This window comes from Mycobacterium sp. SMC-14, assembly GCF_046250075.1.
Classification (GTDB): Bacteria; Actinomycetota; Actinomycetes; order Mycobacteriales; family Mycobacteriaceae; genus Mycobacterium.
This window is the reverse complement of record NZ_CP176429.1, coordinates 243145-265746: the sequence shown is the minus strand read 5'-3', so window position 1 is coordinate 265746 and position 22602 is coordinate 243145. Positions and strand designations below refer to the sequence as shown.

The following is a 22602-nucleotide window of genomic DNA, read 5'->3' as shown; positions in this document are numbered from 1 at the left end:
ACTCTCGCAATGACCGACCGTTCGCTCGGCCCGAACACTACGGACTGTGACACAGAAGAGTATTTCCCGTCAAAATCAACCGTAAGCCAGCGCCAACCCGTGCGGTATAGTTCAGGATTACTGAACAAACCGGAGGTGTTCGTGGGGGGATCGCCAGGATGCGGCACGGCGATCCGCGCCGCCCGTCGGGCCCGGGGTCTGACCGTGCGCGAGCTTGCCCACTGTCTGCGGGTCAGTCCCGCCACGATCAGCGCCATCGAGAACGGCAAGACCGGGATCTCGGTGTCGAGGCTTCAGGAGTGCGCCGGGGCACTGGGCGTCACACCGGCCCAGATCCTGGCGGGCACCGTCTCGGCGGCCGGGACGCACCTGGACCACGCGCGCGCCGACGCCGCCGATTCCGGGCAGCGCGACTGGCGAAGGTTTCCGCCGCTGGCCCTCGACGGCGTCTTGGCCGCGGCCATCGACGCGTTCGTCGAAACCGGCTACCACGGCAGTTCCATGCGGGATGTCTCCGCACGCGCGGGCATGAGTGTGCCCGGGATTTACCACCACTACCCCGACAAGCAGGCGCTGCTGGTCGCGATACTCGATCTGACCATGTCAGAACTGCACTGGCGGGTCACCTCGGCCCGCGCCGACGCCGCAACAGGGCTGCAGGAGGTGCGGCTGGTCGTCGAAGCGCTGGCCCTGTTCCACACCCACCGCCAGAAGCTGGCCTTCATCGGAGCCAGCGAGATGCGCAGCCTTACCGCGACGAATCGGCAGAGTATCGCCGACTCACGAAATCAACTGCAGCACACCTTGGACGCCGCCATCGACCGCGCAGCGCGGGAGCGCGATGTCGACATCGCCGATGTTCTCGACCGCCGGATCGCCGGCCGCGCCATCACGACCATGTGCACCTCGCTGCCGCAATGGTTCAACGCCGACGGTCCCGCCACCCCGGAGGAAACGGCTCGCACCTACGCCGATTTCGCGGTCTCGCTGCTCACCAAGCCGCGCGGCCTAGGACTGGCTTCCCCGCCGGCGTCCCCCGACGGCAGAATGTGACCCGTGTCGGCTACATGGCAGTTCTGGATCGACCGGGGCGGCACGTTCACCGACATCGTGGCGCGCCACCCCGACGGACGACTGCTCACGCACAAGCTCCTGTCGGAGAATCCGGAGCACTACCGCGACGCGGCGGTGGCCGGAATCCGTGCCCTGCTGCAGCTCGACGGCGAGGCGCCCATCCCGGCCGGGCTGATCGATGCGGTGCGGATGGGCACGACGGTGGCCACCAACGCCCTGCTGGAGCGCGCCGGTGAACGCACCCTGCTGGTCATCACGCGGGGTTTCGGCGATGCACTGCGCATCGCCTATCAGAACCGGCCGCGCATCTTCGACCGGCACATCGTGACGCCCGAGCAACTCTACGAACGCACCATCGAGGTCGATGAACGCGTCGCCGCCGACGGGACGGTGCTGCAGGCACCGAATCTGGACGACTTGGCCGCACAGCTGCGCACCGCCCGCGCCGAGGGTATCGGCGCGTGCGCGGTGGTATGCCTGCACAGTTACCGAAATCCGGTGCATGAAAGGGCAATCGGAGAGCTAGCCCGCGAGATCGGTTTCACCCAGATCTCGTTGTCGTGTGAGGTCAGCCCGCTGCCGAAACTGATCCCACGCGGCGATACCGCCGTCGTCGACGCCTATCTGTCACCGGTCTTGCGCCGCTATGTCGCACAGGTGGCCGACCAGCTCACCGACGTGCGACTGATGTTCATGCAGTCCAACGGGGGGCTGGCGGCGGCAGATCATTTCCGCGGCAAGGACGCGATTCTGTCCGGCCCAGCCGGCGGAATCGTCGGCATGGTTCGAATGTCGGCAATCGCCGGCTTCGACTCGGTGATCGGTTTCGACATGGGCGGAACCTCCACCGACGTCTCGCACTACACCGCCACCGGCGGATACGAGCGGGTGTTCACCACCGAGGTCGCCGGCGTGCGGCTGCGAGCACCGATGCTGCACATCCACACCGTCGCGGCCGGCGGCGGCTCGATCCTGCACTTCGACGGCAGCCGGTATCGGGTGGGCCCGGAGTCCGCGGGCGCCGACCCGGGCCCGGCCTGCTACCGGCGCGGGGGACCGTTGACCGTCACCGATGCCAACGTCATGCTCGGGCGCATCCAACCAGACCATTTCCCAGCAGTGTTCGGACCGGCCGGTGACGAACCGCTGGATGCTGCGACGGTCGGACAGTCCTTCGCCGCCCTGGCCGACGACATCCTCATCGCCACCGGCGATGACCGCACGGCCGAGCAGGTCGCCGAAGGGTTCCTGCGCATCGCCGTGGCGAACATGGCCAACGCGGTCAAGAAGATCTCGGTGGCCAAGGGCTACGACATCACCCGCTACGCCCTGACCACCTTCGGTGGCGCCGGCGGACAACACGCGTGCGCGGTCGCCGACGAGCTCGGCATCCGTACGGTGTTGGTACCGCCGATGGCGGGCGTGCTCTCCGCACTCGGGATCGGGTTGGCCGACACCACCGTGATCCGCGAGCGCGCCGTCGAGACCGAGCTGGATTCCACCGCCCTCACCGGGTTGCGAGAGGTCGCGGACGACCTGGAGCGGGCGGCTCGCGCCGAGCTCGCCGACCAGGACATTCCGCCCGACCGGACACGGGTGATCCACCGAGTTCAGCTGCGCTACCAGGGCACCGACACCTCGATCCCGGTCGAATTCGACGGCGTCGCCGCGATGACGGCGGCGTTCGAAGACATCCACCGCAGCATGTACTCGTTCCTGATGGATCGTCCGCTGATCGCCGAGGCGGTCTCGGTCGAGGCGACCGGCCTCACCGAGCAACCTGAGCTGTTGCAGCGAAGCGCTGCCGACGCATCTCGTCACGCCGGCGAAGTCGTGCGCCTCTACACCGGTGGCGCCTGGCGGGACGCGCCGCTGCACCGGCGGGACTCGATCACCGACGTGGTGATCGGGCCGGCCATCATCGCCGAGAACAACGCCACCACCGTCGTCGACGACGGCTGGCAGGCCCAGCTGACCGCCGACGGGCAACTGGTGCTCCAACGGCTGACCACCGCAGCACCGGCCGCGGCCGGGACCGCGGCGGATCCGGTGCTGCTGGAGATCTTCAACAACCTGTTCATGTCCATCGCCGAACAAATGGGCACCCGGCTGGAGGCCACCGCTCAGTCGGTGAACATCCGTGAGCGGCTGGACTTCTCCTGCGCATTGTTCGACGCCGAAGGCAATCTGGTGGCCAACGCGCCGCATATCCCGGTACACCTGGGATCGATGGGTGCGACCGTCAAGGAAGTGATCGCCCGCCGGGCTTCGACGATGCAGCCCGGCCAGGTCTATGCGGTCAACGACCCGTACCACGGCGGCACCCACCTGCCCGACGTCACCGTCGTCACTCCGGTGTACGCCGAAGCCGCAACCCCGGACGACCCCGTGTTGTTCTTCGTGGCCTCACGCGGTCACCACGCCGAAATCGGTGGGACCACGCCGGGTTCCATGCCCGCCGACAGCAAGTCCGTTGTCGAGGAGGGCGTGCTGTTCGACAACTGGCTGCTGGTCGACGGCGGCCAGTTCCGCGAAACAGCGACCCGGAACCATCTCACGGGGGCCCCATTCGCCTCCCGCAGCCCCGATACCAACCTCGCCGATCTGCGAGCGCAGGTCGCCGCGAATCAGAAGGGCATAGACGAGATCCGCTCCATGATCTCGCATTTCGGGCTGGATGTCGTACAGGCCTACATGCGCCACGTCCAGGACAACGCCGAGGAGGCGGTGCGTCGGGTCATCGATTCGCTCGATGACGGCGAGTACCGCTATGAGATGGACTCCGGCGCAACGATCGCGGTGCGCATTACCGTCGACCGCGCGGCGCGGGGTGCCACCATCGACTTCGACGGAACATCACCCCAGTTGGCCACAAACTTCAACGCGCCGTCCTCGGTGGCCACCGCCGCGGTGCTCTACGTGTTCCGCACTCTGGTAGCCGACGACATCCCGATCAATGATGGATGCCTGCGGCCGCTGCGGATCTCGATCCCGGACGGCACCCTTCTCTCGCCGGCCTACCCGGCCGCGGTGGTCGCCGGCAACGTCGAGACCTCCCAAGCCATCACCGGCGCACTACTGGCTGCGCTGCGGGTCCAGGCCGAAGGCTCCGGAACCATGAACAACGTCACGTTCGGCAACGCCGGCCACCAGTACTACGAGACGCTGGGCTGCGGATCGGGCGCGGGCAAGGGCTTCGATGGGGCCTCGGTGGTGCAGACCCACATGACCAACTCGCGGCTCACCGACCCCGAAATTCTGGAGATGCGCTTCCCGGTGTTGTTGCGCGAGTTCGCGATCCGGCAGGGCAGCGGCGGGTCCGGACGCTGGCACGGGGGTGATGGCGGCGTGCGCAAGATCGAGTTCTGCGAGCCGATGACCGTCAGCGTGCTGACGGGACATCGGCGGGTCGCGCCCTACGGCATGGCCGGCGGTCGGACCGGCGAGCTGGGACGCAACCGGGTGGAACGCACGAATGGCTCGGTGACCGAGTTGGCCGGCTGCGATTCCACCGACGTCGGCCCCGGCGATGTGCTGGTGATCGAGACTCCGGGCGGCGGCGGGTATGGCGAGCCCCGCTGATCGCGGGTTAATCTCACCCGATGCGGGACCAGTGGAGCCGGCGCGGTTTCTTCGGCCTCTGCGGCGCGGCCGGTGCCGCCGCGTTGCTGGCGTCCTGCTCGTCGGATGAGCATGGCGATGACGGCGCACCAGGACCGATCACCATTGCCCACATCTTCGGTGAGACGACCGTCCCGGAGCCACCCACCCGAGTGGTCTGCGCCGGCTACACCGGGCAGGACGACCTGCTGGCGCTCGGCGTCGTTCCGATCGCGGTGACCAACTGGTTCGGTGACCAGCCTTTTGCGGTGTGGCCGTGGGCGCAGCGGCAGCTCGGGGACGCCAAGCCGGTGGTGCTGAACTTGGACAACGGGATTGCGGTCGCGCAGATCGCCGACCTCAAACCGGATCTGATCATCGCGACGAACGCCGGCGTGGACGCCGATACCTATCAGGAGCTGTCGGCCATCGCGCCGACCGTGCCCCAGTCGGGTCGCGACGCCTTCTTCGAGCCCTGGAAGGTTCAGGCCGCCGCCATCGGCAAGGCGGTGCATCGCAGTCAGCAGATGCAGTCGCTGGTCGACGGGGTCGACGCCGCGTTCACCGACGTCGCCGGCGCGCGCCCGGGCTTCAGAGGCAAGAAGGTACTGCTGCTGGCCGGTCGACTGGACCAGGGCAACGTCAGCGCCGCCACCGGGTGGCGAACTGCGTTTCTCACCCAGATGGGATTGACCGTCGCCGATGGACCCTCGGTGATCGAGCACGACCGGATCGCATCCGCACTCGGCGGCGCGGACGTGCTGATCTGGACCACCGAGAGCGACGACGAGCGCGCGGCGCTGCTGGCCGATCCCGGTATCGCCGGGTTCGAGTCGCGCAGCATTTTCACGACCAAAGACCAGGCCGGCGCTATCGCCTTCGCCTCCCCGCTGAGCTACCCGCTGGTGGCCGGGCAGCTACCGGCGCTGATCGCCAAGATCACCGGCTAGGGCCGACTCTGCGCGTTCGGTAAGACCCCTCTGGCATACCCCGCAGAATTGTGTTCTACGTCACTATTTGCCGCCATTCGGGGCTACGGTCGTGGCATGAGCGTGGCATTGGATTTCACGGATTTCACCAAGACCGACATGGTCCTCGACTATGGCGACAGCGCCTTGCTGCTGCAGTTCGACTCAACGACCGATGTGCTGGCATGGACCGCGGCGCTGCATTCCGCCGCGCTGCCCGGCGTGGTCGACATCGTCCCGGCGTCGCACACGGTGTTGGTGCAAGTGGCCGCACCCAGATACCTGGCAGGTGTCCGGCGCCGCCTGACAACCCTGGACGTCGACCCCGACGCGGTCCGAACTCGCGCCTCAGGCGGCCCCGCGGACGTGGTGGTCGACGTCATCTACGACGGGCCGGACCTGACCGAGGTGGCCGACCACACCGGCCTGAGCGTTGCCCAGGTGATCAACGCCCATACCGCCACGCCCTGGTTGGTGGGCTTCGGCGGATCCACACCGGGTTTCACCTACCTGCTGGGCGGCGACCCCAGGCTGCAGGTGCCCCGCCGCGCCGAGCTCCGTCCGGTTCCAGCCGGTTCGGTGGCGCTGGCCGGCCAGTTCAGCGGCATCTATCCGCGTCAGTGGCCCGGCGGCTGGCAGGTGATCGGCCACACCGACGCCGTGTTGTGGGATCTGAATCGTCCTGCCCCGGCACTGTTGACACCGGGCCTGTCGGTGCAATTCCGGGCCGCGTGACCGCCATGACAACCACCCTGGAAATTCTGCACACCGGCCCGCTGGCCCTGGTCGAGGATCTGGGCCGGGCCGGGTTAGGGCATCTCGGCGTCAGCCGTTCCGGCGCCGCCGACCGTCGCTCACACAGATTGGCCAACCGACTGTTGGCCAATCCCGACGATCGCGCCACCATCGAGGTGGCATTCGGCGGATTGTCCGTGCGCGTCCACGGCGGCGACGTCGACATCGCGGTCACCGGCGCCGACACCGACCCGAATGTCAACGGAGTCAGCTTCGGCACCAACAGCATTCAACATGTCCGCGACGGCCAGGTGGTCTCCCTGGGCACAGCACGGTCGGGGCTGCGCAGCTACCTGGCGGTGCGAGGCGGAATCGACGTCACCCCGGTACTGGGTTCCCGCAGTTACGACGTGATGGGTGAGATCGGCCCGGCCCCGTTGCGTGACGGCGATGTGCTGCCGATCGGCGAACGGACCGGCGCCTACCCCGAGATCGACCAGGCACCGGTGGCGACCATCCCCGACGATGTGGTCGAGTTACGGGTGACGCCCGGGCCGCGCGACGACTGGTTCGTCGACCCCGACATCATGGTGCGCACCAACTGGCTGGTGAGCAACCGCAGCGACCGGGTCGGCATGCGATTGGTGGGGATGCCGTTGGAATACCGTTGGCCAGAAAGGCAATTGCCCGCCGAGGGTGCCGACCGGGGCGCCATCCAGATCCTGCCGAACGGCTTTCCGATAATCCTGGGCCCCGACCATCCGGTGACCGGGGCCTACCCGGTGGTCGGGGTAGTGGTCGATGAGGACATCGACACCTTGGCCCAAGTCCGGCCCGGACAGACGGTGCGGATGCACTGGTCGCGGCCCCGCCAGCATCCCGCCTCGCGCTCGGCCTGGTAGGCCCTCGGGTGCCCGGCCAGGTGCATACCGCCCGCCTGATCCACACCAGCGATCTGGACGAGGAGACCCGCCGCGGCGCCCATCGGCTGGTCACCGAGGCCTCCGGGGGCACACTCTCCGACGCCGACTGGCAGCACGCGCTCGGCGGCATGCACGCATTGATCTGGCACCACGGCGTCCTGATCGCTCACGGCTGCGTGATCCGGCGCCAGCTGCTCTATCGCGGCAGATCGCTGCGGTGCGGCTATATAGAAGCCGTCACCGTCCAGGCCGACCACCGGGAGCGGGGCCTGGGCACCGCGGTACTCCAGGCGTGCGAGCAGGTGATCCGCGGCGCCTTCGAACTCGGCGCGCTCAGTTCGCCCAGCATCAGCCGCCGGCTGTACACCGCCCGGGGATGGTTGCTGTGGCGCGGACCCACTGCCGTCCTGGCCCCCACCGGGCCGGTGCGTACTCCCGAGGCGGACGGCACCGTGTTTGTCATGCCGGTGGACACCGATCTGGACACCTCCGCCGAGTTGACCTGCGACTGGCGCGACGGCCACGTGTGGTAGCCGCACGGTTAACAGACCGTAGACATTCGGTGTATGCGCGGTGACCAGGCGGGACTCCAGTGAGGTGGCTCACAATCCCTGCGGTGTTCATAAGAATCAGCCGTGCGATTCAAGCGTCGCCAGGATTGATTGTTAACTTAATATTGCGTCAGCCTCACAGGCGAACCGGCGCGGCGACCCCGGCAATACGGCCGTTCGCCGCCGCCAGGGAAGCTTTTAGGGCTTTGACCTGGACATACCCGCCGCGCCGGTCACGCCGGCTTCCCGCACCCGGCACGGCGACACCTTGAACGCAAGGCCGGATTCTGCGGCTCCCTGCCACTCTGCTGCCAATAGTCGCAGGGGGCTGACTTCAGGGCGACGCCCAACAAAAGTGGCCTTATGGTGTGACCGTCACGGCTTGCCCCGGCCCTGCACGTCCCCCTCTCGAAAGACGCAACCTCATGCTGTACGAGTTCTGGCACAACTTCACCCACAACTTGTTCAAGCCACTCTTGCTTTTCTTCTACATGGGGTTCCTCATCCCCCTGCTGAAGATCCAGTTCGAGTTCCCCTACGTGCTGTATCAGGGCTTGACGTTGTATTTGCTGCTCGCCATCGGGTGGCGTGGCGGCGAAGAGCTCGCAACCGTCGACTCGTCGAACATCGGCGGCGTGCTGGGCTTCGTCGTGCTCGGCTTCGCCACCAACTTGATCATCGGATTCGTCGCTTACTGGCTGCTCACCCGAATGACCAAGATGAGACGTATCGACCGTGCCACCGTCGCCGGGTATTACGGGTCGGACTCCGCCGGCACTTTCGCCACCTGCCTTGGCGTGCTCGCCACGCTGGATATCGCGTTCGACGCCTACATGCCGGTGATGCTTGCTGTCATGGAGATCCCCGGCTGCATCGTGGCCCTAGTCTTGGTGTCACGGTTGCGTGCACGCGGAATGGACGCCCGCGGCAACATGGCCGACGAGCCCGGCTACAACAAGAAGGCCAGCCGGCAACTCGTCGCCGCCACCGCCCAGGCGAACGGATCACGCACCACGACGCGGCACGACCAGGGCATCCAAGACGAGATCGACCTCGCGCTGCAAAGGCAGGAGCACGCCGCGTCGAGTGGGGCGACGGCGACTACGACCTCAGCACAGCCCAGCGGAGCCCTGATGCGGGAGGTGCTGCTCAACCCGGGCCTGTACCTGCTGTTCGGTGGGATTCTCATCGGCTTCGTCGGCCGCCTGCAGGGCGCCTCGGTCATCGAGGACGGTGACCACGTCTTCGTCACCGCGTTCCAGGGGATGTTGTGCCTCTTCCTGCTCGAAATGGGAATGACTGCCTCACGCAAGCTCAAGGACCTGCGCTCGGCGGGACGCGGTCTGATCGCCTTTGGGTTGTTGGCCCCCAACCTCTTTGCGACAGCCGGAATTTTCATCATCCACACCTATTCGCAGATCACCGGCATCCATTTTGAAGCCGGCAGCTACGTGCTGTTCGCGGTGCTGTGCGGCGCGGCTTCCTATATCGCCGTTCCGGCGGTGCAGCGCATGGCGATCCCCGAGGCCAGTCCGACGGTTCCACTGGCCGCATCGCTGGGCCTGACGTTCTCCTACAACGTGACCATCGGGATTCCGCTGTATCTCCAGATCGCGAAGGCTGTCAATACCTGGCTTCCAGTCAGCTGACAGAAGGTTCCAACCGAACGCAACGCTTCTCCACTCTGTCGGCCAACCAGGCGAAATATCCTGCGCGCGCGGCCATTACGTGACGTGGGCCACTGAGAGGCCGTGTGCCCACCGCATTTTCAGGTTCTGTTCTGCCACTTGCCAGATCGGGTCGGTAGGTTCGCACACCGACCATCGTGATGCGAGATTGTCCGCGTGGCGATGGCCCAGAGCCTGAGGAGATCGCATGACGAACGGCCACATCAGCAATTTCGATCCCGAGGACTGCGCCGCCTGGGAGACCGGCAACGCCGCCATCGCACGACGCAACCTGATCTGGTCCACCGCCAGTACCCACGTCGCGTTCTCCATCTGGTCGCTGTGGTCGGTGGTGGTGCTGTTCATGCCCGAGTCGGTCTACGGCATCAAGCCCGGCGACAAGCTGCTGCTGGCCGCGGTTGCCACTCTGGTCGGTGGATGCGTCCGCGTGCCCTACGTTCGGGCCACCGCGAAGTTCGGCGGCCGGGACTGGGCGGTGGCGTCCTCGCTGATCCTGCTGGTGCCGACCGTCGGGACGCTGCTGTTGCTCGTCAACCCCGGCCAACCGCTGTGGATGTACCTGGTGTGCGCCGCACTGACCGGCCTGGGCGGCGGCAACTACGCCGCGTCGCTGGCCAACGTCGACGCCTTCTACCCCCAACGGCTCAAAGGTGTCGCCCTCGGACTGTGCGGCGGCATCGGCAACCTCGGGGTGGCAGCCATCCAACTGGTCGGCCTATTGGTACTGGCTACCGTCGGCAACACCAAGCCCGAATTGGTCTGCTCGGTGTATCTGGTGCTGCTTGCCGTGGTCGGAACCTGCGCAGCCCTGTGGATGGACAACCTCGACCACGGCATGGAAGAGGTGGGCAGCATCCGGTCGATCCTGTCGGTCCCGGACAGCTGGATCGTCTCGGCGCTGTACTGCGCAGCGTTCGGCTCGTTCATCGGCTTCGCATTCGCATTCGCCCAGGTGCTGCACGTCACTTTCGAGAAGGCCGGCCACAGTCCCGCCGAGGCGGCGCTCTACGCTGCGAGAATCGCGTTCCTAGGCCCGCTGTTGGGTGCCTTGGCCCGCATTTACGGCGGCCGGGTTGCCGACCGCCGTGGCGGCGGCCGCGTCACCTTGGTGGTGTTCCTCGGCATGATCGTGGCGTCAGCCGTTCTGCTTGTGACCAGCACGATCGACGACCACAACAGCCGCGCAACCACATCGACGATCGTGATCTACATCGCCGCATTCATGGTGCTGTTCATCCTCGCCGGGATGGGTAACGGATCGGTGTTGAAGATGATCCCGTCGATCTTCGAGGCGCGCAGTCGCTCACTGGACGCGGACGAAGCCGAGCGCCGGCATTGGGCACGTTCGCATTCCGGCGCCTTGATCGGGTTCGCCACCGCGGTCGGCGCGCTCGGCGGGGTCGCCATCAACTTGATCCTGCGTCAGGCCTACGCGAGCTCGGGAACGGAGACACCGGCGTTCTGGGTCTTTCTGGCGTCGTACTGCGCCGTTGCAGCACTGACCTGGGTGATGTACGTTCGGCGTCCCCCGCGGGTGCGGGGCGCCCGAAGCTCCCGGGTTCCGGCCGAGAAGATCTCGGCGTGACCCGGAACACGAATCGGGCAACGGATCCGAAATCGGTCGGTAACACAGATGAAATCGGCTGGGGCTAAATCTTATACATGAGTACCGCCGTTTACGCCGCCGGTCACCGCATCGAGATCGAGGAAAGCCGGGTTCTCGTGGACGGGATGGTCAAACCGGTCTCTCCAGCCGGTCTGGCCGCCCTGCGCGTCCTGGCGCTTCGTCCGGGCAACGTGGTTGCCCGGGACACGTTGCTGCGCGCCCTCCCGGGGCGCGGCAACAGCACGCATGCCGTCGAGTCGGCCGTGCTCCGGCTGCGAACAGCGCTGGGCGACAGCCAGATCGTCGCCACGGTGGTCAAGCGCGGATACCGACTGGCGGTCGACAGCGAGCAGGGGGCAGCATGACTCCCATCCTGGTGGCGCATGGCACCCGTCAGCCCGAGGGGATCGTCATGATCGGCGAACTCGCCGAACAGGTCAGCACCTTGTTGGGGCAACCGGTGCGCGTGGCCTTCGTCGACGTGCTGGGACCCAACCCGTCGGAGATCCTTGCCGCTGAGGCCGAGAGCGGTCGCCCGGCGATCCTGGTACCCGCCTTTCTGGCCCGGGGTTACCACGTCCGCGTCGACGTACCCACCCAGGTCGCGGCCAGCGGTCACCCCGATGTCACGATCACTCCGGCGCTGGGTCCCGACGATCGCGTCGCCGCGGTGGTCGCCGCTCGGCTGACCGAATCAGGCTGGCACGCTGGAGACTCGGTGGTTCTCGCCGCGGCCGGCTCATCAGACCCGCTCGCGCACAACGACTTGAAGCACGCAGCAGAGATGCTTTCCGGGCTGCTCGGTTCGCCGGTCACGGTGGCGTTCGCCGCTACCGGCGGTCCCAGCGTCGGTGAGGCCGTCGCCGACCTGCGCAGCCAAGGCGCTTCGCGCGTGGTGATCGCATCGTACTTGTTGGCCGACGGCCTTTTCCAGCGCCGCCTGCGCGACGCCGGTGCGGATCTGGTGACCGAGCCGCTGGGTACGCATCCCGGTATCGCCCGGGTCGTCGCCGACCGGTTCATCACCGCCCAGACGCGGATTCCAGTGCGTTAGACCGCTTTCAGCAACGGTCCTCGTCCGCGCGGAGTTCGCGCTGAACCAGGCTTCCTGAATTCCTTTCTGGCCCCGCCATGTTGATAGGCGCGCCCCGTGCATTCCGCCGCGTTCGGAGGACCGACTCCGGCCCCTCACACGCGGCCGGTAGCACCGTGAGGAGAAGTTCACGGGCGAGTCATCTCGTGCAGCATTGCGGTAACGAAAGATTTCTACCGTGACCACATGGCTCGTTCACACCTGATAACCCAGTGGGATCCCGAAGACACCGTGGCCTGGACGGCCGGCAACGACAAGATCGCGCGGCGCAACCTGATCTGGTCGACTATTGCCGAGCACGCCGGCTTCTCCATCTGGTCGATCTGGTCGGTGATGGTGTTGTTCATGCCCGAGTCGGTGTACGGCTTCACCGCGGGTGACAAATTCCTGCTGGCAGCCACGGCTACGCTCGCCGGCGGCGTGCTGCGCATACCGTACTCGCTGGCCACCGCGGCATTCGGCGGCCGTAACTGGACGATCTTCTCCGCGCTGGTGCTGCTGATCCCGACCGTCGGGATGATGGGCCTGCTGGCCCATCCGGGCCTGCCGCTGTGGCCCTACCTGGTGTGTGCGGCGCTAACGGGTCTGGGCGGCGGCAACTTTGCCGCCTCGATGACCAATGTGAACGCGTTCTATCCACACCGACTCAAGGGTTGGGCGCTGGCGGTCAATGCCGGTGGCGGCAACCTGGGGGTTCCGCTGATCCAGCTGGTCGGGCTGGGAGTGCTAGCCACCGTGGGTAATCGTCAGCCGTATTGGGTGTGTGCGATCTACCTGGTCGTCCTCGCGGTTGCGGCGATCGGTGCCGCGCTGTTCATGGACAATCTCGACGGCCAACGGGCCGACCTGACCGCAATGCGCTCGATCCTTCCCGAGCTGGACACCTGGATCGTCGCACTGCTCTACATCGGGACGTTCGGCTCCTTCATCGGATTCTCTTTCGCGTTCGGCCAGGTGCTGCAGATCAGCTTCGTGGGCGGCGGCCAGAGCCCGGCGCAGGCCTCCTTGCATGCTGCTCAGATCGCCTTTTTGGGACCGCTTTTGGGGTCGATCTCGCGGATCTTCGGAGGTCGACTGGCCGATCGGCTCGGCGGCAGCCGAGTCACACTGGCTGCCTTCGGCGGCTTGTTCGCAGCCTCCGGGTTGCTCGTGAGTGTGAGCACCCTGGACAGCCATCGCAGCGGTCCCACGTCCGGCGCCGTGATGGTGGGCTATGTCATCGGCTTCGTCGCGCTGTTCATCGTGTCCGGAATCGGCAATGGCTCGGTGTACAAGATGATTCCGTCGGTCTTCGAGGCCCGCAGCCACCGAATGGGCATGCACGAGAGCGACCGTCGGCATTGGGCGCGAGCCATGTCGGGAGCGCTGATCGGATTCGCCGGCGCAATCGGCGCATTGGGCGGCGTCGGGATCAATCTGGCTCTGCGCCAGTCGTATATCTCCAGTGGCTCGGCTACGACGGCATTTTGGATCTTCCTGGTCGGTTATGTCGGGGCCGCGGCGCTGACCTGGCTGAGGTACGTACGTCGGCCGTTCTTCGCCACTCAACCGGCTCGGGCCGCGCTGGCGCCGGCGTAAGGTGTCCACGTCGCTGAGCGGCTACCGGGTCGCGGTGACGTCAGCGCGGCGCGCTGACGAGCTCTGCACCATGCTGCGGCGCCACGGCGCCTCGGTCTGCGCCGCCCCGGCCATCACCATGATCGACCTGACCGACGACGTTGTATTGCGCGGGCGCACCGAATCATTGATCGAGGAACCGCCCGACGTCTTGATTGTGACGACCGCCATGGGCTTCCGCGGCTGGATCGCCGCCGCCGAAGGATGGGGCATCGCCGATCAGCTGATCACCGCCCTGACCGCCGCCCGCATCGTGGCCCGTGGGCCGAAGGCCGTCGGCGCCTTGCGCACCGTGGGTTTGCCCGAGGAGTGGTCGCCCGAATCTGAGTCGTCAGCCGCGGTGGTCGATTATCTGAAATCCACTGTTGCCGGCGCCCGCATGGCAGTGCAGCTGCACGGCACCACCGGCGACTGGGATCCCGCCCCCGAGCTGCTCGACCAATTCCGCAAGGCGGGCGCCGAGGTACTACCCATCCCGGTCTACCGATGGCGGCCGGCCCATCCCGGCGGAGAGTTCGATCAACTCACCTCGCAGATCGCCCAACGCCAGTTCGACGCGGTCAGCTTCACCTCGGCAGCCGCCGTGATGGCGACACTGACCCGGGCCGCCGATCTCGGCATCTCCGACGCTCTGCTTGGCGCGCTGCGGTCCGATGTGCACGCGATGTGCGTAGGACCGTTGACCGCGCGGCCCCTGGCGCTCCTGGAGGTTCCGACCTCTTCGCCGCGACGAATGCGACTGGGCGCGTTGGCACGCCATATCGTCGACGAGCTGCCTCGGCTGCGCACCCACACGGTTCACGCCGCCGGCCATCGCATCGAAGTCCGCGGCAATTGCGTGATAGTGGACGGGGTGCCCAAGCCGATGTCGCCCGCGAGCATGGCTACGTTACGAGCGCTGGCGCACCGGCCCGGCAGAGTCGTCTCACGACAGACCCTGCTCGAGGCACTGCCCGGCAACGGTGCCAGCACTCATGCGGTGGAGACCGCCGTACTGAGGCTGCGGACAACTTTGGGCGACAAGAATATTGTCGCCACCGTCGTCAAGCGGGGGTATCGCCTGGCCGTGGACCAAGTGGACCAGGAGGCGGGCTAAGCGACCGCTCTCTCCGGGACGGTCTGGCCGATCTGCACATAGCCCTCGGCGGTGGTCCGAGTCGGGTAGACCCGCACCGAGACGCTCGGGTCGTCCAGGCAGCTGCCGTCGTCGAGCGCGAAGGCCTGCTTCTTCAGCGGCGAGATGACCGACAGCCGGCCGCCGCGGTCACCGACGATCCCGCGGGACAGCACCGCAGCCCGGAAGAACGGGTCGATGTTGCACACCGCGCGAACCGAACCGTCGTCAAGCCGGAACAGCGCCGCCTGCTTACCGTCGGCGAGCAGGACACCGACGCCGAGTCCGGGGATCAGACTGTCGTAGCGGCAGGCGGTGATCCAAGTGTCAATGTTGTTGGTGCTCATGATTCCTCCTCAGATGAGCGCACTACCGGGACGGGTAACGGGATCTTGCGGCCGTCGCGCACGGTGAAGGCGACGGTCGGGTCTTCGGCGTCGGGGGCGTTGACGAACGACACGAAGCGCGACAGCTTCTCCGGGTCGTCGAGCACGCCCTTCCACTCGTCGGTGTAGTTGTCGACGTGGCGGGCCATCTCTGCCTCGAATTCCTCCGCCAGCCCCAGGGAGTCGTCGCAGACGACCTCGCGGACATGGTCGAGACCGCCTTCCATCGACTCGATCCATGGCGCGGTGCGCTGCAGGCGGTCGGCGGTGCGGATGTAGAACATCAGGAACCGGTCGACGTAGCGGAAGACGGTCTCGGTGTCGAGATCACTGGCGAGCAACTGGGCGTGCTTGGGCGACATACCACCGTTGCCGCCGACGTAGAGGTTCCAGCCGATCTCGGTGGCGATCACACCGACGTCTTTGCCGCGCGCCTCGGCGCACTCGCGGGCACAGCCCGACACACCCATCTTGATCTTGTGCGGCGCGCGCAGCCCGCGGTAGCGCAGTTCCAAGTCGATGGCCATCTTCACCGAGTCCTGCTGCCCGTAGCGGCACCAGTCGCTGCCCACGCAACTCTTCACGGTCCGCAGCGATTTGCCGTATGCCTGACCGGATTCCATGCCGGCGTCGACCAACTTGCGCCAGATGGCGGGCAGCTGATCCACCCGGGCACCGAACATGTCGATGCGCTGTCCGCCGGTGATCTTGGTGTAGAGGCCGAATTCCTGGGCGATCTGGCCGATCAGGATCAGGTGCTCGGGCTTGATCTCACCGCCGGGAACCCGCGGGACCACCGAGTAGCTGCCGTTGCGCTGAATGTTGGCCAGGAAGTGGTCGTTGGTGTCCTGAAGAGCGGCCTGCTCGCCGGAGAGGATGTGGTCGGATCCGGTGGAGGCCAGGATGGAGGCGACGGTGGGCTTGCAGATGTCGCAGCCGTAGCCGGTGCCGAACCGTTCCAGTAGTTCAGAGAAGGTGCGGATTCCGGTGACCTGGACTATCTCGAAGAGCTCCGCGCGCGACTGGGCGAAGTGTTCGCACAGCGCCTTGGACTGCTCGACGCCCTCGGCGACCAGCAGCTCCTTGAGTAGCGGAATGCAGGAGCCGCAAGAGGTTCCCGCCTTGGTGCAGGTCTTCAGGCTCTGTACGTCGTGGCAGCCGTCGGCGATCGCGTCGCAGAGCTGACTCTTGGTGACGTTGTTGCAGGAGCAGATCTGCGCCGCCCCGGGCAGGGCGCTGATCCCCAGCGAGATCTTGCCCTCACCGGAGCCGGCCGGGGCGATCAGGTCCAGCGGATCACCGGGCAACTCCGCACCGACCATCGGGCGCAGTACGCCGTAGGAGGAGGCGTCGCCGACCAGGATCCCGCCAAGCAGGGTCTTGGCGTTGTCGGAGAGCACCAACTTGGCGTAGGTCCGCTTCACCGGGTCGTTGACCACGACCGACAGCGAGTTCTCGGTCGCTCCCATCGCGTCGCCGAAGCTGGCCACGTCGACGCCGAGCAGCTTGAGCTTGGTCGACATGTCGGCCTCACCGAATTCGGCAACACCCTCGAGCAGTCGATCGGCGACTACCTCGGCGCTGGTATATCCGGGTCCGACCAATCCATAGCAGACACCTTCGATGGCAGCCACCTCGCCGATCGCGTACACATCGGAATCGCTGGTCCGACAGGACAGATCGGTCAACACGCCGCCACGCTCGGCGATCGCCAGGCCGGCCTCACGAGCCAGTTCATCGCGCGGACGCACCCCGGCAGCGAAGATCACCAGTCCGGCCTCGATCGCGTCGCCGTTGGAGAGCTGCACCCGCAGGGTGGGCGAGCCGTATTGGTGGGTCAGCTGCTCGATGGACTCTGTACCCACGCCGACGTGCACCGCGATACCCAATTCCGAGATCATCCGGCTCAGCAGCACACCGCCGGCGTCGTCGAGTTGCTGCGGCATCAGTCGCGGCGCCATCTCGACGATGTGCGGTTCGATCCCCGAGGCGCGCAGCGCGTTCGCGGCTTCCAACCCCAGCAACCCGCCCCCGATCACCACTCCGGCGCGGGTGTTCCCGGCTTCCAACATGCACTCGATGTCGGCCCGGATTCCATCCAGATCGTCCAGGGTTCGGTAGACGTGGCACCCGGGCAGATCGTGGCCCGGGACCGGGGGGACGAACGCGCGCGACCCGGTCGCCAGCACCAGGGAGTCGTAGCCGTACCGCTGTCCATCGGCCGCGAGCACCGACTTGTCGGCCAGGTCGAGTTTCTCGACCCGGGTGCTCAGCATCAGGCGCACCTGCTCGTCGTCGGCGTAGTCGTTGCCCGGCAGCGCCAGCCGGGATCGATCCCACCCGTCGGTGTAGGACGTCAGCCCGACCCGGTCGTACGCGGGGTCGGCCTCCTCTGCGAGCACCGTGACCCGCCAGTTTCCGCCGTCGGCCCGGCTACGCAGCGCCTCCACGAAGCGGTGCCCCACCATGCCGTGTCCGACCACGACAAGGTCTTTGACGGCGCGCGGGGTCTCGATCGTGGTCATGGAAAAGAGGTTAGGAAGCCGATATTGCCGGAATATCGCCATACGTTACAAGCGTGTGACGGTGTGCTCACGCGGCTGTGAGGCCGCTCACGAGAAGCCGATCTGACGTGGTCGTTCACCCTCGGCGAACACGGAACTTTAGCGGGATCGACTCAAGTTCTATCCGGTGACGGACCGGCACCCGACCGGCACGCAGCGATCACCGCAAGGAGACACCCATGAGCACCCTGACACTGTGGCAGCGCAAGCCCCCCTTCGACACCGACCGTTGGGTCCGCGACTTTTTCAGCCCGGCCACGGCCACCGACTGGCGCAAGCCCACGCCGGACGGGTTCAGCCCGGCCGCTGAGATCACCAAGGACGGCGACGACGCCGTGGTCCGCCTGGAACTGCCTGGCATCGATGTCGACAAGGACGTGACGGTCGAACTCGACAAAGGCCGCCTGGTGGTGCGCGGCGAACGGCGCGACGAGCACACCGACACCGATCGCACGCTGCGCGAGGTGCGCTACGGCGCGTTCCGCCGCTCGTTCGCGGTTCCGGCGCACGTAACCGGCGACGCCGTGACCGCGTCGTATGACGCCGGCGTGCTGACGGTCCGGGTAGCCGGCGTGTACGCGGGTACCTCGCCGCAGACCATCGCCATCACCAGGTAGGCCGACGAGGCACCGCCAGACCCGAAAACCCCTGCACACGCCCGTGTGTGGGGGTTTTCGGCGTTCAACACATCGCGTGCACAACGTGATCTGTCTCACGTTCCGTTCCTTGTGTGACTAGCATCGGGTGAACGTACTGTGATCCGTACCACCCGAGGAGGTCTGGTGTCGAGCACTACCGAACTCGCCGAACTGCACACCCTGATTGGTGACCTGCGGCGTTGCGTGCTGGGGCTGAAGACCCGGTTCGGAGACATTCCCGGAATGCGCCGCATCGAACTGGACGCCGAACGCATCCTCACCGATGTTCAACTCCTCGAATCCGATGCCGGAGAGATGGACTTGGAGCGCTGGGCGGCCGAGAGGTCGCACGAGAAGATCACCATTCCCGACACGGAATACGACAGTGAATTCTGGCGTGACGTCGACGACGAAGGCGTCGGCGGCCAAGGCAGGTACTGACCCACACCGGGTGCTGCTTGCGGCCAAGGGGCGCCCTCCGACGAACTGAGCCGAAGGGAACCCCAACAGAATGAGCGCACCCGCCGTGAACCGTCCCGGCGTCTTCTCGGCGACTCGCGCGCGGATCGCGAATCGCACCCTGCGTACCGACCGCTGGTGGCTCTCTCCGCTGCGGGTGAATCTCGGACTGGACGCGTTCATCATCTACGCGACCATCCGGTCGTTCTGGGGCAGCGCCTACTGGGTTGACAAGTACCACTACCTGACGCCGTTCTACTCGCCGTGCATCAGCGCGTCGTGTGTTCCCGGCTCGAGCCACCTGGGCGTCTGGTTACCGGAGTTCCCCTGGTGGATTCCCCTGGGGGCGTTGGTATTGCCTTTCCTGCTCTGTTTCCGGCTCACCTGCTACTACTACCGCAAGGCCTACTACCGCGCCTTCTGGCAGTCGCCGACGGCGTGCGCGGTACCCGAACCCCGAGCTCACTACACCGGCGAGACCCGCTTCCCGCTGATCCTGCAGAACAGCCACCGCTACTTCTTCTACGCCGCGTTCGCGCTGGCCGCGCTCAATACCTACGACGCGTTCGCCGCGCTGCACTCCGACGACGGGCCCGGTGGATTCGGGCTCGGAGTGGGCAACATCGTGTTGTTCACGAACGTGGCGATGCTCTGGGCATACACCGGCGGCTGCCATTCCTGCCGACACGTATTCGGCGGCCGCCTCAACCACTTCTCCAAACACCCAGTCCGCTACTGGTTCTGGACGAAGATCAGCTGGTTCAACGGCCGCCACCAGCAGTTCGCCTGGATCACCCTGGGCACGCTGGCCTTTACCGACCTCTACGTCGCCCTGGTGTCCAGCGGCGTCATCACCGATTTCCGGTTCGTCGGCTAAGTGCCGCGATCACACGAAGGGTAAGCGAGAATTCATGGTTGAAGTGCAGCGGCACTCCTACGACGTGGTCGTGATCGGTGCCGGCGGCGCTGGCCTGCGCGCGGTGATCGAAGCCCGTGAACAGGGCCTGAGCGTTGCGGTGGTGTGCAAGTCGCTGTTCGGCAAGGCGCACACCGTGATGGCCGAGGGCGGTTGCGCGGCGTCGATGGGCAACGTCAACTCCAAGGACAACTGGCAGGTGCACTTCCGCGACACCATGCGCGGCGGGAAGTTCCTCAATAACTGGCGGATGGCCGAACTACACGCCCGTGAGGCACCGGAGCGGGTCTGGGAGCTGGAGACCTACGGTGCACTGTTCGACCGCACCCCCGACGGAAAGATCAACCAGCGCAACTTCGGTGGGCATACCTACCCGCGGCTGGCCCACGTCGGAGACCGCACCGGCCTCGAGCTGATCCGCACCATGCAGCAGAAAGTGGTTTCGCTGCAACAGGACGACTTCGCCCAGTTCGGCGACTACGAGGCCCGGATCAAGATCTTCCACGAGTGCACGATCACCGAACTGCTCAAAGACGAATCCACCGGCGCCATTTCGGGTGCATTCGGCTACTGGCGTGAAGGCGGCAACTTCGTACTGTTCGAAGCGCCGGCGATAGTGCTGGCCACCGGCGGCATCGGTAAGTCGTTCAAGGTGACCTCGAACTCGTGGGAGTACACCGGCGACGGACATGCACTGGCGCTGCGAGCAGGCGCGACGCTGATCAACATGGAGTTCGTCCAGTTCCACCCGACCGGGATGGTGTGGCCGCCCAGCGTGAAGGGAATTCTGGTCACCGAGGGCGTGCGCGGCGACGGCGGAGTGCTCAAGAACTCCGACGGAACGCGCTTCATGTTCGACTACATCCCGCCGGTGTTCAAAGGCCAGTACGCCGAGACCGAGCAAGAGGCCGATCAGTGGCTCAAGGACAACGACTCGGCCCGCCGCACCCCCGACCTGCTGCCCCGTGACGAGGTGGCCCGCGCCATCAACTCCGAGGTCAAGGCCGGACGCGGGTCGCCGCACGGCGGGGTGTTCCTCGACATCGCCTCCCGGCTCACGCCGGAGGAGATCAAGCGCCGGCTGCCCTCGATGTACCACCAGTTCATGCAGCTCGCTGAGGTCGACATCACCAAGGACGCAATGGAAGTCGGCCCCACCTGCCACTACGTGATGGGTGGCATCGAAGTCGACCCCGACACCGGCGCCGCGGTAGTGCCCGGGCTGTTCGCCGCCGGTGAGTGCTCCGGCGGGATGCACGGCTCCAACCGGCTCGGCGGCAACTCCTTGTCGGACCTGTTGGTGTTCGGCCGCCGCGCCGGTTTAGGTGCCGCGCAATATGTCCAGGGCTTGGCCACTCGGCCGGCGGTGACACCTGCGGCGCTGGAGGCCGCCGCGGCGCTGGCACTGGCGCCGTTCAACGGTCCAGCCGGCGGCGGAGCGCCGGAGAACCCGTACACCCTGCACTCCGAGCTGCAACAGTCGATGAACGATCTGGTCGGCATCATCCGCAATGCCGGCGAGCTGGAGCAGGCCCTGGTCCGCCTCGAGGAGTTCAAGGCCCGGTTCGCGGCCGTCACCGTCGAGGGCGGACGGCACTACAACCCGGGATGGCACCTGGCCGTCGACTTGCGCAACATGCTGCTGGTCAGCGAATGCGTGGCCAAAGCCGCGCTGCAGCGCACCGAGAGTCGCGGTGGGCACACCCGCGACGATCACCCCGGGATGGACTCCAACTGGCGCAAGACGCTGCTGGTCTGCCGCGTCGCCGACCACAGCGCGGTTCCCGACATCACGATCACCCCGGAGCCTCAGACCGGGATGCGCGAGGACTTGCTGGAGCTGTTCGAGATCTCCGAACTGGAGAAGTACTACACCGACCAAGAGCTGGCGCAACATCCGGGACGGAGAGCGTAATGACACACAACGCCCACCTGCGAGTCTGGCGCGGTGACGTCGACGGCGGTGGACTACAGGACTTCGAGGTCGAGGTCAACGAGGGCGAGGTGGTGCTCGACGTCATCCACCGCCTGCAGGCGACCCAGACCCCGGACCTGGCGGTGCGCTGGAACTGCAAGGCCGGCAAGTGCGGATCGTGTTCGGCGGAGATCAACGGATTCCCGCGGCTGATGTGCATGACGCGGATGTCGACGTTCGACCCGGATGAGACCATCACGGTGACACCGGTGCGGACCTTCCCGGTGGTGCGCGACCTGGTCACCGACGTCTCGTTCAATTACGAGAAGGCCCGCGAGATGCCGGCATTCAAGCCCCCGGCGGATCTCAAACCCGGCGAATACCGAATGCAGCAAGTTGATGTGGAGCGCTCGCAGGAGTTCCGCAAATGCATCGAATGCTTTCTGTGCCAAAACGTCTGCCACGTCATCCGGGACCATGAGGAGAACAAGCCACAATTCTCCGGGCCGCGGATGTTCATCCGGCTCGCGGAGTTGGACATGCACCCGCTGGACGCCGCCGACCGGCGTGACTTCGCCCAGGACGACGCCGGTCTGGGGCTGTGCAACATCACCAAGTGCTGCACCGAAGTCTGCCCGGAGCACATCACGATCACCGACAACGCCATCATCCCCATGAAGGAACGAGTGGCCGGGAACCGCTACGACCCCGTCGTCTGGCTCGGGCGAAAGATCTTCCGCCGCAAGGCCGACTGA

General features: G+C 66.3%; 18 protein-coding genes and 1 pseudogene. 17 read left to right on the top strand and 2 right to left on the bottom strand.

What is annotated here, in order from left to right; all coding sequences use genetic code 11:
- Nucleotides 1-141: 141 nt before the first annotated feature.
- The 12 genes and pseudogenes from ACKY0W_RS01245 (at nucleotide 142) to ACKY0W_RS01190 (ending at nucleotide 14951) form a co-directional block, all read left to right on the top strand.
- Complete coding sequence (locus ACKY0W_RS01245; protein WP_409436053.1) at nucleotides 142-1053, top strand: TetR family transcriptional regulator; 912 nt, start codon at nucleotides 142-144, stop codon at nucleotides 1051-1053.
- 3 nt (nucleotides 1054-1056) lie between these two features.
- On the top strand, nucleotides 1057-4656 hold the full coding sequence (locus ACKY0W_RS01240; protein ID WP_409436052.1) for a hydantoinase B/oxoprolinase family protein: 3600 nt from the start codon (nucleotides 1057-1059) through the stop codon (nucleotides 4654-4656).
- A 20-nt stretch (nucleotides 4657-4676) separates the two neighbouring features.
- Nucleotides 4677-5624 (top strand): ABC transporter substrate-binding protein, encoded by a 948-nt coding sequence (locus ACKY0W_RS01235; protein WP_409436051.1) that lies wholly within the window; start codon nucleotides 4677-4679, stop codon nucleotides 5622-5624.
- Nucleotides 5625-5720: 96 nt separating this feature from the next.
- Nucleotides 5721-6377, top strand: coding sequence for a 5-oxoprolinase subunit B family protein (locus tag ACKY0W_RS01230; RefSeq protein ID WP_409436050.1), 657 nt, complete (start codon nucleotides 5721-5723; stop codon nucleotides 6375-6377).
- 5 nt (nucleotides 6378-6382) lie between these two features.
- Nucleotides 6383-7279, top strand: coding sequence for a 5-oxoprolinase/urea amidolyase family protein (locus tag ACKY0W_RS01225; protein WP_409437912.1), 897 nt, complete (start codon nucleotides 6383-6385; stop codon nucleotides 7277-7279).
- Between the two features lie 8 nt (nucleotides 7280-7287).
- Nucleotides 7288-7833 carry a GNAT family N-acetyltransferase gene (locus ACKY0W_RS01220; RefSeq protein ID WP_409436049.1) on the top strand — a complete coding sequence of 182 codons (546 nt, stop codon included), beginning with the start codon at nucleotides 7288-7290 and terminating at the stop codon, nucleotides 7831-7833.
- Nucleotides 7834-8276: 443 nt separating this feature from the next.
- Nucleotides 8277-9500: a sodium-dependent bicarbonate transport family permease gene (locus ACKY0W_RS01215; RefSeq protein WP_409436048.1), complete on the top strand. Its 1224-nt coding sequence runs from the start codon at nucleotides 8277-8279 to the stop codon at nucleotides 9498-9500.
- Nucleotides 9501-9726: 226 nt separating this feature from the next.
- Nucleotides 9727-11124, top strand: coding sequence for an MFS transporter (locus ACKY0W_RS01210; protein ID WP_409436047.1), 1398 nt, complete (start codon nucleotides 9727-9729; stop codon nucleotides 11122-11124).
- Nucleotides 11125-11219: 95 nt separating this feature from the next.
- Nucleotides 11220-11510, top strand: a pseudogene (locus tag ACKY0W_RS01205) (winged helix-turn-helix domain-containing protein); the annotation flags it as partial.
- The gene (locus ACKY0W_RS01200; protein WP_409436046.1) at nucleotides 11507-12199 is read left to right on the top strand and encodes a sirohydrochlorin chelatase; all 693 of its coding nucleotides are present in this window, start codon (nucleotides 11507-11509) and stop codon (nucleotides 12197-12199) included. The pseudogene ACKY0W_RS01205 and the gene ACKY0W_RS01200, both read left to right, overlap by 4 nt.
- Before the next feature lie 225 nt (nucleotides 12200-12424).
- Entirely contained in the window at nucleotides 12425-13816 is a 1392-nt protein-coding gene (locus ACKY0W_RS01195; protein ID WP_409436045.1) for a nitrate/nitrite transporter, read from the top strand.
- Nucleotide 13817: 1 nt separating this feature from the next.
- On the top strand, nucleotides 13818-14951 hold the full coding sequence (locus ACKY0W_RS01190; protein WP_409436044.1) for a uroporphyrinogen-III synthase: 1134 nt from the start codon (nucleotides 13818-13820) through the stop codon (nucleotides 14949-14951).
- On the opposite strand, the gene nirD is transcribed toward ACKY0W_RS01190, so the two are convergent.
- Nucleotides 14948-15316 carry a nitrite reductase small subunit NirD gene (nirD, locus tag ACKY0W_RS01185; protein WP_406758975.1) on the bottom strand — a complete coding sequence of 123 codons (369 nt, stop codon included), beginning with the start codon at nucleotides 15314-15316 and terminating at the stop codon, nucleotides 14948-14950. The two genes, ACKY0W_RS01190 and nirD, sit on opposite strands and share 4 nt — an antisense overlap.
- Nucleotides 15313-17880, bottom strand: a complete 2568-nt coding sequence (gene nirB, locus ACKY0W_RS01180) for a nitrite reductase large subunit NirB (protein WP_409436043.1) — start codon at nucleotides 17878-17880, stop codon at nucleotides 15313-15315. The genes nirD and nirB overlap by 4 nt, the downstream gene beginning before the upstream one ends.
- Before the next feature lie 218 nt (nucleotides 17881-18098).
- On the opposite strand from nirB, the gene ACKY0W_RS01175 reads away from it, so the two are divergent.
- The 5 genes from ACKY0W_RS01175 (at nucleotide 18099) to ACKY0W_RS01155 (ending at nucleotide 22602) form a co-directional block, all read left to right on the top strand.
- A complete protein-coding gene (locus tag ACKY0W_RS01175) occupies nucleotides 18099-18536 on the top strand; it encodes an Hsp20/alpha crystallin family protein (protein WP_409436042.1) in 438 nt (145 codons plus the stop codon).
- 165 nt (nucleotides 18537-18701) lie between these two features.
- Nucleotides 18702-18998, top strand: a complete 297-nt coding sequence (locus ACKY0W_RS01170) for a hypothetical protein (RefSeq protein WP_046286628.1) — start codon at nucleotides 18702-18704, stop codon at nucleotides 18996-18998.
- A gap of 70 nt (nucleotides 18999-19068) precedes the next feature.
- Nucleotides 19069-19893 carry a hypothetical protein gene (locus ACKY0W_RS01165; RefSeq protein ID WP_409436041.1) on the top strand — a complete coding sequence of 275 codons (825 nt, stop codon included), beginning with the start codon at nucleotides 19069-19071 and terminating at the stop codon, nucleotides 19891-19893.
- A 34-nt stretch (nucleotides 19894-19927) separates the two neighbouring features.
- Entirely contained in the window at nucleotides 19928-21847 is a 1920-nt protein-coding gene (locus ACKY0W_RS01160; protein ID WP_409436040.1) for a fumarate reductase/succinate dehydrogenase flavoprotein subunit, read from the top strand.
- Entirely contained in the window at nucleotides 21847-22602 is a 756-nt protein-coding gene (locus ACKY0W_RS01155) for a succinate dehydrogenase/fumarate reductase iron-sulfur subunit (RefSeq protein ID WP_409436039.1), read from the top strand. The genes ACKY0W_RS01160 and ACKY0W_RS01155 overlap by 1 nt, the downstream gene beginning before the upstream one ends.